The organism is Sphingobium agri (assembly GCF_023051225.1).
In the GTDB taxonomy this organism is placed as follows: domain Bacteria; phylum Pseudomonadota; class Alphaproteobacteria; order Sphingomonadales; family Sphingomonadaceae; genus Sphingobium; species Sphingobium agri.
The window spans coordinates 49,231-61,305 of sequence record NZ_JALKHS010000005.1 but is presented as its reverse complement, the minus strand read 5'-3'; the positions used below and the strand labels follow the sequence as shown (position 1 = coordinate 61,305).

Genomic DNA, 12,075 nt, shown 5'->3' with positions numbered 1-12,075 from the left:
CCATCCGCCTCCTATGACAGGGCGGATGCGACGGAAATGCCTTTCTGTGCAATCGTGGATGCGCGCAGAACAATCAGCGGCTAGAACTGCGCCGCGCTGCTCTCGAAACTGCGAACGGCGGCTTGGCGCAGCGGTAGCTGGCGGAAATCGTCCGACAGGATTTCCACGCCATAGGGCCCATCATAGCCTGCCCGGCTCATCGCGCGAATGAAGCCCGGCACGTCGAACTCTCCCTCGCCGCACAGCTTGCGATGGCGCATCGTATCTTCGGTGATCTCGCCCTGCATCGCAGTCATCGCGTCGCACAGTTCAGCCGCGATGACGAAGCGTGGCGGAAGCTGCGCCACCTCTTCCATCGTGCCGCCCGATCGCATCACATGCCAGATATCGACCAGCAGCCCGCCATTGCGCGCATCCGCCGCGGTGACCATCTCCAGCGCGGAGCCGAGGTTCGGCAGCATTGAAAAGGGCAGCATCTCCAGCCCGATCAGCAGCCCATGTTCCGCCGCCTGCGCACAGAGCGCGGCGAACTCGCCCGCCAGATCATCCCCCGCCGGATCGCCCGGCAGGAAGGGCGGCATGACCTTGATATGACGCGCGCCCAAAGCATCGGCGGCGCGGAACAGCTCCGCCCGTGCCGCATCCGACCGGCTCCGCCGCTCCCCTGTCGCGAACCAATCGGCCAGAAACTCCAACTCGACGATCCGCTGCCCCGCATCGTCCAGCAGGCGCCTCAGCGAGCCATAATCCCGCCCACTCTCTTCCCAGGCGATAAGGTCGCCCAGCCAAAAGCCCGTTCCCGCATAGCCCGCGCGCGCCGCCGCCTCGATCCGCTGATCCAGCGGAAAGCGGCCCAGATTGTCCGGCCGGTCGGGCCGGACATCGCCTGCCGTCGTCCAGCAGGTGGCGATCAGTTGCGGCGCGCCCATGGCTTGCCGGGTCAATCCATGCGTGGGGTTTCAACGCCTGCATTGCGGCAGGCATAGTCGAGCAGTGCCGAATAGTCCTTGCTCGCATAATCCGTCGCCCGAGCGCCGCCGAACGCCGCATGCGCCGCCGCGCCCATGGGCAGGCCGACGCGGTTTTCCGCCGCCGCGTTCATCGCCAGCGTCAGGTCCTTGAAGGCAAGGTCGATGGTGAAGCCGGGCTCCATGTCACCCTTCAACACCTTGTTCGCCATCAGCACATGCAATGATCCGTTGCGGGCAGTGGTGCCGCCGGTCACGTCATGGATGGTCTGGATGTCGAGGCCGAGCTTGGTGCCGAGCGCGATGCATTCCGCATCGATCTGTGCGGTCGACAGCAGCATCAGGTTGTTGATGATCTTCATGCGGGTGCCCATGCCGGGCTTGCCGCAGCGGAAGATATCCGTGCCCATCGCGTTCAGCGCTGGTTCGACGCGCGCGAAGTCCGCATCTTCCGCGCCGACCATGAACAGCGACTCCCCGCGTTCGGCGTGGAAAGACAGGCGGCCGATCGGCGAATCGATGAAGGCGATACCCTTGTCACGGCAGGCCGCGATGACGCGATCGGTGCCCTTGGTGTCGATCGTGGACAGATCGACCAGCAGCGTGCCTGCATCGATATGCGCCAGCACGCCATCTTCGCCCAGCACCACCGCCTCGACATGCTGGGTCGCGGGCAGAACGGTGAAGACGATATCCTGACCCCGCACCGCTTCGGCGATGCTCGCGGCCTTGGCGGCGCCGAGCGCGGCAACCTTGTCCATCTTGTCCGCATCGATGTCGAACACCGTGACGGCAAAGCCCTTGCGCTGAAGGTTCGATGACATGGGCAGACCCATGGCGCCCAGTCCGATGAAGCCGATCTTGGTGGTCATTCTATCTTCCTCTCAACATTTGGCCCTTGGCTTGGCCATGATGAATCTCGATTTTATTCACGCGGAGGCGCAGAGACGCGAAGGGATGATAGCAGAGACGCGAAGGGATGATAAAGGCGCCGCAGGCGCTCTCAACCTTCGGCATAAGGGGGGAAGCCTGCCTGATATAAGCTTCGCCTCCTCGATTTCCCCTCCGCGTCTCCGCGCCTCCGCGTGAAAAAACTTAATGCAGCTTTTCGGCGATAACCCCCGCTTCGACAAGCGCCGCGATCTGCCCTTCGGACAATCCCAGCACGTCGCTCAACACATCGCGCGTGTCCTCGCCCGAACGGGGCGGGGCGCGGCGGTAATCGGCGGGCGTCTTTGAAAACTGGCCCGGATAGCCCAGCACCTTGACCGGCGTGCCGTCCGACCGGACCATGTCCTTGATGACGCCACGCGCGGCGATATGCTCGTCCGCCAATATGTCGGGGATTTCGTTGACCCGTCCACCCGGTAGCTTCGCGGCTTCCATCGCGGCGATCAGGTCATCCGATTTCCACTTGGCGATGGCCGGTCCCATCTCATCCTGCAATGCCTTGCGATTGGGCGACCGGTTGCCATTGTCGACGAAGCGGGGATCATCAGGCAGGTCCGGGCGGCCGATCAGTTCGCAGAAGCTGCGGAACTGGCGGTCATTGCCCAACGCAACCAATATGTCGCCGTCGGAGCAGGAGAAATCCTGATAGGGCACGGTATTAGGATGCTCATTGCCCAGCCGCCGGGGGATCATCCCCCCGTTCATATAGTTGGACGCCTGATTGGCGAGCAGCGCCACCTGCGTGTCGAGCAGCGCCATGTCGATATGCTGCCCTTCGCCCGTACGGTCGCGATGGGCGAGCGCGGCGAGGATCGAGATCGCTGAATAAAGACCGGTCACAAGGTCGCTGATCGGGATGCCGACCTTCATCGGCCCGCCGCCTGCCTCGTCATCGGGACGGCCGGTGATCGACATCAGGCCGCTCATCCCCTGGATCAGGAAGTCGTAACCGCCGCGATCCTTATATGGCCCGTCCTGACCAAATCCGGTGATCGAACAATAGATGAGCTTCGGGTTGATGGCCGACAGCGACGCATAATCGAGCCCATATTTGGTGAGCCCGCCAACGCGGAAATTCTCGACGACGATGTCGGCGCCCAGCGCGATCTGCCGGATCAGGTCCGCGCCGCGCGGATCGGCCAGGTTGATGGCGACCGACTGCTTGTTGCGGTTTGCGCACAGATAATAGGCCGCGTCCTTCGATCCATCGTCCAGGAAGGGAGGGCCCCAGCGCCTTGTATCGTCACCTTGGCCGGGCTGTTCGATCTTGATCACGTCCGCGCCCAGATCGCCCAATATCTGCGTCGTCCACGGACCCGCCAGCACGCGCGAAAGGTCCAGGACCTTCATCCCCGCCAGGGGGCCAGTGGCTGCCTTTTGCTCGGTCACTTGTTCTTGAACTCCGGCGCGCGCTTGCCAAGGAAGGCGGCGATGGCTTCATGATGGTCTTCGGTATAGTGGGCGAGCGACTGATAGCCCGCCGCCATTTCCAGCAGCGTCGGCAGCTTCATGTCGGCGCCCTCGCGCATCAGCCGCTTTGCCATGCGCGTCGCATGACCTGGATTGGCGGCGATCTTGCCCGCCAGTTCCAGCGCGCGGTCCATCAACTTGTCGGCAGGCAGGACTTCGGCGACCAACCCATATTCCAGCGCCGTTGCCGCATTGATCGCATCGCCGGTCAGCGTCATCAAATTGGCGCGCTGCGGCCCGATCAGGCGCGGCAACAGCCAGCCGCCGCCGCCGCCCGGAATGATGCCCAGCTTCACATAGCTTTCCGCCACGACGGCGCTGTCGGCCATCAGGCGAATGTCGCACATGCACGCCATGTCGAGGCCCAGGCCGATTGCGGGCCCGTTGATCGCCGCGATGATCGGCACTTCCAGTTCGTGGATCGCCGGGCCGATCATCTGCACGCTGGTGCGATAGGCGTTGCGGATTTCATAAGGCGTGCCGCCGAACATGCCGGATCGTTCGGCCATATATTTGACATTGCCGCCCGCGCTGAATGCCTTGCCATTGCCGGTAAGGACGATCGCCCGCACTGACGTGTCGCGCACCATGCTGCGGCAGAAATCGACGATCTCCTCGCTCTGCTCGACCTCGGTGATCGTGTTGCGCTCATCGGGGCGGTTGAAGCGGGCGACGACCACGGGGCCATCGCGCTCGACGAGAAGGAACGGATCCAAGCGGGACTCTCCCAATCCAGATATGAAAAGTTCGCGGCGACGCTAGGCGCTCGCTTACTCTCAAGCTAATATTGATTTTCGACTGTTCGATATATGAAAGCTATCATGGAACTGCGCCAGCTCCGCTATTTCGTCATGCTTGCCGAAACCGGCAATTTTCACCGCGCGGCGGAGCGGCTCAACATGTCGCAGCCGCCGCTGACCGTCGCCATCCGCAAGCTGGAGGAGGAATTGGGCGCGGCGCTGTTCGTACGGAGCGCGCGCGGCGTTTCCTTGACGGCGGCGGGCCGCGCCTCCCTCGACATGGCGCGGGCGACGCTGGCGCAGGCGGATCGTTTTCGGGAGGCGGCGCGTGAAGGCGCGGCCGGGGAGCGGGGGCGGTTGCGCGTCGGCTTCGTCGGGTCGGCGACCTTCGAACTGCTCCCCCGCCTCATCGCCGAATATCGCCGTCGCTATCCCGCCGTCGAACTGGTGCTGGAGGAAGCGACCAGCGCAGAAATCGCGCGAAAGCTTGCCGCCGCCGAGCTGGACGTCGGCCTTGTGCGCTTGCCGCTGCTTCAGATCGCGGCTGTCGACACGCAGGTCATCGACCCCGACGAACTGCACGCCGCCTTGCCGGAGGGCAGTCCCTTTGCCGGTGCGGACAGCGTGGCGCTAGGCGATCTGGCGCAGCAGCCCTTCATCCTGCAAAGCCGCATCAGCGTGCTGCATTCGATCACGCTGACCGCCTGTCAAAAGGCAGGCTTCATGCCGATCGTCGCGCAGGAAGCCGCGCAATTGAGCGCCGTCCTCGCCCTCGTCCGCTCCGGCCTTGGCGTAGCGCTGGTCCCGTCGCGCGCCGCGGGCTCGGTCCCCCAAGGTGTCCGCCTCGTCCGCTTGGCGACAAAGGTGCCTGTCCTCACCGGCGTTGCTCTCCCCCGCGATGCAGCTAGTCCGCTTGCTAAAAATTTCGCCGCGATTGCTTCCGATAGTCATTGAATATCGAATAACCCCAATTCGATATTGGACTATCATTTCACAAAACGCGATTTAATCGCCAATTCCTTCACGGTTTCACGAGGCCGGCTTGTTCGAAACACTGACCCTTTCCGCCCTCCCGCCCGAGGATGAGGCAATCCGCCCAGCCCTCCGCGCGCTCATTCAGGAAGCGATCGCCGAACTGCCGGTTCACCGCCGCGCCCGATCCTGGCAGGGTTTCGACGCCGCCTTCAGCCGCAAGCTGGGGCAGGCCGGTTATCTCGGCCTTTCGCTGCCCAAGGAATATGGCGGCGTCGGCCGCGGTCCCTTCACCCGCTTCGTCGTCGTCGAGGAACTGCTCTCCGCAGGCGCCCCGGTCGCCGGGCACTGGATCGCCGACCGCCAGAGCGGCCCGCTGATCCTGCACTATGGCACGGAGGAGCAGCGTCGCTTCTACCTCCCCCGCATCTCGAAGGGCGAAGCGCTTTTCTGCATCGGCATGAGCGAACCGGGCTCCGGCTCCGACCTCGCCAGCGTCCGCAGTCGCGCCGAGCAGCAGGCGGACGGCGGCTGGCTGCTCAATGGCCAGAAGATCTGGACCACGAACGCGATGCACAGCGATTACATGATCGCTCTGGTCCGCACATCGGGCACCAGCGCTGACCGGCAGCAGGGCCTGTCACAGCTCATCGTCGACCTGAAGGCGCCGGGCGTCAGCATCCGCCCGATCGTCGATCTCACCGGCGACGCGCACTTTGCCGAAGTCTTCTTCGAGGACGTCCGCCTCGCTCCCGACGCCCTGATCGGCGCGGAAGGGCAGGGGTGGAAGCAGGTCACAGCCGAACTCGCCTTCGAACGCAGCGGGCCAGAGCGCATCTATTCGTCGGTCGTGCTGATCGACGCTTGGGTCCGCCATCTCGAAGCGGTCGGCCGCAATGACACCGCTACGCTGCGCCTCGTCGGCTCGCTGATGGCGCAGCAGGCGGTTCTGCGTGAAATGTCGCTGGCCGTGACCGCGCGGCTGGTCGCGGGTGAAAGCCCGGTGGTCGAAGCGTCGCTGATGAAGGATCTCGGCACCAGCTTCGAACAGGCCGTGCCGCAGCTGATCGGTGACGATCTGGCCGCCAACCCCGACGAGCCGGTCGATCCCGAACTCTACCGCACTTTGCTTTACGTCACCCATATCGCGCCCAGTTTCTCGCTGCGCGGCGGCACGCGCGAAATTCTGCGCGGCATCATCGCCCGCGGCCTTGGCCTGCGCTGAAGGGAGCCACTTCATGGACATGTCCGAACTGATTGATCCCTTCGCCCGTCTGATCGAGGATGTCTGCACTCCTGCCGCGATCCGTGAGATCGAGCAGGGCGGCGACAGCAGCGCGATGTGGAATGCCTTTGTCGAATCCGGCTTTCTCGACGCGCTCGTCGCCGAAGAGTTTGGCGGGGCAGGGCTCTCCTTGGAAGACGCCGCGCCCTTGATTGCCCTGCTTGGCCGCCACGCCGTGCCGTTGCCGGTGGGCGATACCATGATCGCTCGCGCGCTGCTCGCCGCCGCTGGCGTTGAAGTGCCCGAAGGTCCGATCGCGATCGCTACCGGTGCAGGGGCAGTGCCCTTTGCCGCTGTCGCATCGCACATCCTTTCCGGCACAGCAGACGCGCCGGTGCTCACCGCGGCAAAGATCGACCCGACCGGCGTTCCCCATGACGTCGACGCTCATGTGGCCGGGCTCGACGGCGCGGCATTGCGTCCCATCGCGGCGGTGCTGCGGGCGCAGCTCATATCCGGCGCGGCTGGCCGGGTCATGGAAATGACCGTCGCCTATGCCAATGAGCGGGTGCAGTTTGGCAAGCCAATCGGCAAGCAGCAGGCGGTGCAGCAGCAACTGTCCGTTCTGGCCGAACAGGCCGTCGCCGCCCGCATCGCCGCCGCGATCGGCGCGCGCTCGGGACTTCAGCCGAAGCCTGCCGACGCCGCGATCGCCAAGCATGGCGCCAGCCTGGCAGCGGGGCAGGTTGCCGCAATTGCGCATGCCGTTCATGGCGCAATCGGCATCAGCGAGGAATATGACCTGCAACTGCTCACCCGCCGCCTGCATGGCTGGCGTCTGGCTGACGGGTCGGAAAGCTATTGGGCGGGCCTGTTGGGTGAATTGCGGCTGGCTGCCGCCGCATCGCCGACCGCTGATTTCATTCGGGGCGCCTGAACCGCGCCGTTCACTGGCGGCCGGGCCTTTCCCCTGCTGATCAGGAAGGGTAAGAGGCCGCCAACCCATGCGCCGCTGATCGTCAAGGCATGAGCTTTGCGGCGCATCCAAGAGCTGGAGGACCCTGCGCATGACCAATTCGACGCCCCGCCCCATCATCGATGGTCAGGAACGCAGTCAGGGGTCCCTTGGCACGATACAATTGGTCAACCCGGCCACCGAAGAACTGATCGCGACGCTGCCGTCCTGCGGCGCTGAGGAAGCGGCAGAGGCGGCGCGGCTGTCGGTGGACGGCTTTGCCCAATGGTCGGCCATCTCCCCCTTCGAACGCAGCAAGGTCCTGCGCCGCGCCGCTGACCTGATGCGCGGCGAGGCCGATGAGGCCGCTGCTGAAATGACACGTGAAGGCGGCAAGCCGCTGGCGCAGGCGCGCGGCGAATGGCTGGCCTCCGCAGACCTGCTTGATTGGTATGCGGAAGAAGGCCGCCGCGCCTATGGACGTCTGATCCCGACCCGCGCCAGCGACATGCGCTGGGCGGTGGAGCGCCGTCCTGTGGGGCCTGTTGCTGCTTTTACGCCCTGGAATTTCCCGGCCTGGACGGTGATGCAGAAGGTCGCGCCCGCGCTGGCGGCGGGATGTTCCGTCGTGCTCAAATGCGCCGAGGAAACGCCAGGCTCAGGCTGGCGGATCGGCCGGGCTTTGCTGGCAGCGGGCCTTCCGCCACGCGCCATCAGCGTGATCTGGGGTGATCCCGCCGCGATCTCGTCCACGCTCTGCGCGGCTCCGGAAATTCACAAGGTGACGCTGACGGGATCGACCCGCGTCGGCCGCCTGCTGGCGAGCGCGGCCGGACAGCATCTCAAGAAGGTCACGATGGAACTGGGCGGGCACAATCCCGTCATCGTCGCGCGGGACGCCGACCTTTCGACGGTCGTCCCCCTCGCGACCGAATTCAAGTTCCGCAACGCCGGGCAAGTATGCGTGTCGCCGACCCGCTTCCTGGTGGAAAAGCCGCTCTACGCCGATTTCGTCGCAGGCGTAACCGAAGCCGCTGGCAAGCTGCGCGTCGGCGATGGCCTGGAAGCGGACACGCAGATGGGCCCGCTCACGACCGCAGGCCAGCTCTCGAAGATCGAGGCATTGGCGGCAGACGCGGTGCAGCGCGGTGCCAGAATCGAAACGGGTGGGTCGCGCATCGGTAATCGCGGCTATTTCTTCCAGCCCACCGTCCTGTCGGGCATGACGCCCGAAATGGACGCCATGAATGAGGAGCCCTTCGGCCCTCTCATGCTGGTGATGCCAGTCGACGACATCGACGCCGCGTTGACCGAAGCGAACCGCCTTCCTTATGGCTTGGCCTCTTACGCCTTCACCAACAGCATGAGCACTGAGCGCAAGATCTCCCAAAACATCCATGCTGGCATGTTGGGCCTCAATCACTTTGCGATGGCCATGCCAGAAACGCCCTTCGGCGGCGTTGGCGACAGCGGCATGGGTTCCGAAGGCGGCAGCGAAGGGATGGAAGCCTATCTCCGGCCCTTCCTGGTCTCCGCCAAAATCGGCTGATCCCACACTCCCTCAACGATGAAGATGCTGCCCTGCGCTGATGAAGCGCGGGGCAGTTTTTGTTCGTGTCCATTGACGAAATCCTCTCAGCTCCTTGACTCGGAAACTGATTGGTTTACCAAATCAACCTAACGACAAAAAGGAGAGGACCTAATGAGCGAGTCCGATGGGCCGGGCTTAAGCCTGGGCCAGCAATATGCCGCAACCATGCCCTCGGCGCGCGTACATGGCGTGGGCGACATGCGCGTGGATCAGGTTCCCGTCCCCGAAGTCGGCCCCCGCGACGTGCTGGTGCGCATCAGCGCGACGGGCGTATGCGGCAGTGATCTGGGATATGTCGCGGCCGGTGGCCTGGGCGGGGGCGCGCCGCTCATCGAACCACTGCCGATCGGGCATGAGTTTGCAGGCATTGTCGAGAAGGTGGGGGAGCAGGTCAGCGGCATCCGGCCGGGCCAGCGCTGCGCCGTCAATCCGGACGCGGGGCTGATAGGCGGCGGCGGGCCGGCCGGGGCCTTCGCGCCGTTCATCCTCATTCCGGATGCGCGTGCCGGAGCCGACATCTGCCCCATCCCCGATAGCTTGCCGCTTGAAAAGGCCGCCTTGGCAGAGCCCCTGTCGGTCGGTCTGCATGGTGTGAACATCGGCCGGGTGCAGCCGGGCGACAAGGTGGTGATACTCGGCGCAGGTCCGATCGGCCTATGCACCATCATCTGCCTTCGCCGTCGCGGCGTGGAAGACATTCTCGTCGCTGATCTGTCCGACGCCCGACTGGAACGAGCTCGTCAGCTCGGTGCTGCCGTCATGGTAAACCCCTCGCGCGAGCCGCTGGTCGAAGCCGTGGGGAAGGCGCATGGCACAGGCGAACGGTTCGGCATGCCATATGTCGGCAGCGATGTGATCATCGACGCGGCAGGAGCGCAGCCGCCGCTCGCCGAACTGCTGGACGTGGCCAAATTCCGGGCGAGGATCGTGATCGTCGCCCTCCATAAAAAGCCGATGCCGATCAATTTGTGGAAGATGATGGCCAATGAATTCAGCATTTCCGGTTCGATTGCGACCGACCGGGAGGATGAGTTCAACGAATGCCTCCAGATGCTGGCAAGCGGGGATATCGACGTCGACCCGCTGATCAGCCATCGGGTAGAGTTCGCCCAACTGGATGAGGCGTTCCGCATCGCTGCGGATACGGATGCCTCCGCGAAAGTCATCGTCACTTTCCCCCAAACTGCATGAAGCTGGCTCCAGCCACGCAATAAAGGATCAACAATGAACGAAACCACGCTGCCGGAGCCGCAGGAAATCCATATCAACGACATGGCCGACCCAGTCATCACGCCGATGCTAGAGGCTGCTCGCCAGGGCCCAGACGACCGACCGGCTCACATGACGGTTGATGAAGTCCTGGCCCAGGCCGTTGCAAATGCCGGTGGCCTCGATGATTTCGGCGAAGATCAAAGTTTCCGCGAACGCATGGCGGTGACGCTTCAGGCGTGGGATGAGGATGAAGGCCTCACTCGCGGAGGCCGCATCACCTTGCTCGACCATCTCGTCCGGGTGATGGTGAACCGCCTGCGCATCGAGGACATCGTCAAGCGGCATCCGGAAATTCTCGACATAGAGATCGACCGTCCGCTCTTCATCGCGGGATTGCCGCGTTCGGGGACGACCCATCTGGTGAACTGGCTCGCACGTGACGAGCGGCTGCGTTCGCTGACGCTCTGGGAGGCCGAGGAGCCTGTGCAGCTGCGCGATCTTGCGCCCGGCGAGGTAGACCCGCGCATCACGCGCAGCGCAGAACTTTGGAGCGCATTCGAAGCAGTCCTGCCGCATATGGCGGCGATGCACGGCATGGATGCTGCATCGATCCATGAAGACAATGAACTGCTCTACATGGATTTGAACTGCTACAGCTGGGAGTTCCAGTCCCGCATCCCTCGTTGGATCGACTATTATTTCGCCCATGACCGCACGCCCAGCTACGCTTATGAGAAGAAGGTGCTGCAGGTCCTAACCTGGCATCGCGGCCCCAATCGCTGGCTGCTGAAATCGCCGCAACACATGGAAAATCTGGCGGCGATCAAGTCCGTGTTTCCCGACGCGACGATGGTTATCACCCATCGTGATCCCATCGCCGTTTTGCGATCGCTGACCACCATGCTTGGCTATAGCGACCGCATCCGGCGCGACCCGATCGATCCGCCTGCACTGGCCCGGCTCTGGATGGAGCGGATCGAGCGGCTGCTGCGCGCGTGTGTCGATCAGCGGGATGCATGGGGCCCTGACCAGTCCGCCGATATTCTCTTCCACGAATATATGGCTGACCAGGAACAGGTGATGCGCCAGGTTTATGATCTGGCGGGGCTGGATTTGACGCCAGAGGTGGAGGCCCAACTGCTCGGCTATCTCAACGAAAATCCGCGCAACAAGCATGGGAAGGTGATCTACGACCTTGAAGGCGTGTTCGGCCTGAATGAAGCCGCTGCGCGCGAACGCTTCAGCTTTTATTATGATCGTTTCCCCGTCCGGCATGAAGGCTAAGGGCTGGTTGATGGCGACACCGGAACCCAAGCTCACCCTGGCAGATTCAGCTCCGGCCCCTGCGCGGATGGGCCGGGCGGATCAGACCCTCGCAAAGAAGCGCCGCTTGCTGCAGATCGCTCGAGAGGAATTTATCCGCCAGGGCTATCGCGCCCTCACCATGGATGCGATCGCCCAGGCGGCGGGTGTGTCGAAGCGGACGCTTTACCTTTGGCATGAAGACAAGGCGGCGCTGTTTCGGGCCTGCCTCGCTGCCGGGGTGGAGCGTTTCCCCCTGCCGCAATTGAATGACCCGGCGGAGCCGGAGGCCGATCTGCGCGCGTTCGGCGTCGCCTTGCTCCTGGAATTCACCCGGCCCTCGACGGTAGGCATGGCACGTTTGCTCTTGCGTGAAGCGCATGAGTTCGCCGAATTTGGCTCGTTGATACGCCAAAGCCAGGATGACTATCTGGTCGCCCCCTTGGCCGCGCATCTGGCGCGTGCCGGTATCGCCAAGGACAGCCCTGCGGCAGCAGCGAAGATATTGCTGTCGATGCTCTTGATGCCCGTCCACAATTACCTGCTGATCGACGCCGAGCTTCCGGGTGAAGTGGAGATCGAAGCTCATGTTCAGATGGTGGTCGGCACATTCCTCGGCGGCGCACGAGGGAGGCAACGCCCAACTTGACTTCGGAATTGTCCTTCAATATCCATAAGTGAGTAAACAC

General features: G+C 63.8%; 11 protein-coding genes. 7 read left to right on the top strand and 4 right to left on the bottom strand.

The genetic code is table 11. From position 1 onward, the window contains the following. Positions 1-80: 80 nt before the first annotated feature. From MU848_RS02990 to MU848_RS02975, 4 genes are all read right to left on the bottom strand, one after another. On the bottom strand, positions 81-944 hold the full coding sequence (locus MU848_RS02990; protein ID WP_247230159.1) for a sugar phosphate isomerase/epimerase family protein: 864 nt from the start codon (positions 942-944) through the stop codon (positions 81-83). Continuing rightward, complete coding sequence (locus MU848_RS02985; RefSeq protein WP_201516329.1) at positions 941-1,840, bottom strand: NAD(P)-dependent oxidoreductase; 900 nt, start codon at positions 1,838-1,840, stop codon at positions 941-943. The genes MU848_RS02990 and MU848_RS02985 overlap by 4 nt, the downstream gene beginning before the upstream one ends. A 223-nt stretch (positions 1,841-2,063) precedes the next feature. After that, entirely contained in the window at positions 2,064-3,269 is a 1,206-nt protein-coding gene (locus MU848_RS02980; protein WP_201516384.1) for a CaiB/BaiF CoA transferase family protein, read from the bottom strand. 35 nt (positions 3,270-3,304) lie between these two features. Continuing rightward, positions 3,305-4,105, bottom strand: coding sequence for a crotonase/enoyl-CoA hydratase family protein (locus MU848_RS02975; RefSeq protein ID WP_097092985.1), 801 nt, complete (start codon positions 4,103-4,105; stop codon positions 3,305-3,307). A gap of 93 nt (positions 4,106-4,198) precedes the next feature. Here MU848_RS02975 and MU848_RS02970 point away from each other — a divergent pair, with 93 nt between their 5' ends. The 7 genes from MU848_RS02970 to MU848_RS02940 all read left to right on the top strand — a co-directional run bounded on the left by MU848_RS02970 (position 4,199) and on the right by MU848_RS02940 (position 12,035). Then, a complete protein-coding gene (locus tag MU848_RS02970) occupies positions 4,199-5,083 on the top strand; it encodes a LysR family transcriptional regulator (RefSeq protein WP_236575200.1) in 885 nt (294 codons plus the stop codon). An 88-nt stretch (positions 5,084-5,171) separates the two neighbouring features. Continuing rightward, complete coding sequence (locus MU848_RS02965) at positions 5,172-6,326, top strand: acyl-CoA dehydrogenase family protein (protein ID WP_247230158.1); 1,155 nt, start codon at positions 5,172-5,174, stop codon at positions 6,324-6,326. A 13-nt stretch (positions 6,327-6,339) separates the two neighbouring features. Next, complete coding sequence (locus MU848_RS02960; protein WP_247230157.1) at positions 6,340-7,263, top strand: acyl-CoA dehydrogenase; 924 nt, start codon at positions 6,340-6,342, stop codon at positions 7,261-7,263. A gap of 130 nt (positions 7,264-7,393) precedes the next feature. Beyond that, a complete protein-coding gene (locus MU848_RS02955; protein WP_247230156.1) occupies positions 7,394-8,830 on the top strand; it encodes an NAD-dependent succinate-semialdehyde dehydrogenase in 1,437 nt (478 codons plus the stop codon). Between the two features lie 153 nt (positions 8,831-8,983). Then, positions 8,984-10,063: a zinc-dependent alcohol dehydrogenase gene (locus tag MU848_RS02950; protein ID WP_247230155.1), complete on the top strand. Its 1,080-nt coding sequence runs from the start codon at positions 8,984-8,986 to the stop codon at positions 10,061-10,063. A gap of 33 nt (positions 10,064-10,096) precedes the next feature. Further along, positions 10,097-11,368 carry a sulfotransferase family protein gene (locus MU848_RS02945; protein ID WP_247230154.1) on the top strand — a complete coding sequence of 424 codons (1,272 nt, stop codon included), beginning with the start codon at positions 10,097-10,099 and terminating at the stop codon, positions 11,366-11,368. Then, complete coding sequence (locus MU848_RS02940; RefSeq protein WP_247230153.1) at positions 11,337-12,035, top strand: TetR/AcrR family transcriptional regulator; 699 nt, start codon at positions 11,337-11,339, stop codon at positions 12,033-12,035. The genes MU848_RS02945 and MU848_RS02940 overlap by 32 nt, the downstream gene beginning before the upstream one ends. Positions 12,036-12,075: the final 40 nt, after the last annotated feature.

Coding starts and splice junctions, on each gene's coding strand:
- MU848_RS02985 (WP_201516329.1), bottom strand. CDS start 1,840: ATGACCACCAAGATCGGCTTCATCGGACTGGGCGCCATGGGTCTGCCC.
- MU848_RS02980 (WP_201516384.1), bottom strand. CDS start 3,269: ATGAAGGTCCTGGACCTTTCGCGCGTGCTGGCGGGTCCGTGGACGACG.
- MU848_RS02970 (WP_236575200.1), top strand. CDS start 4,199: ATGAAAGCTATCATGGAACTGCGCCAGCTCCGCTATTTCGTCATGCTT.
- MU848_RS02960 (WP_247230157.1), top strand. CDS start 6,340: ATGGACATGTCCGAACTGATTGATCCCTTCGCCCGTCTGATCGAGGAT.
- MU848_RS02955 (WP_247230156.1), top strand. CDS start 7,394: ATGACCAATTCGACGCCCCGCCCCATCATCGATGGTCAGGAACGCAGT.
- MU848_RS02950 (WP_247230155.1), top strand. CDS start 8,984: ATGAGCGAGTCCGATGGGCCGGGCTTAAGCCTGGGCCAGCAATATGCC.
- MU848_RS02945 (WP_247230154.1), top strand. CDS start 10,097: ATGAACGAAACCACGCTGCCGGAGCCGCAGGAAATCCATATCAACGAC.
- MU848_RS02940 (WP_247230153.1), top strand. CDS start 11,337: ATGATCGTTTCCCCGTCCGGCATGAAGGCTAAGGGCTGGTTGATGGCG.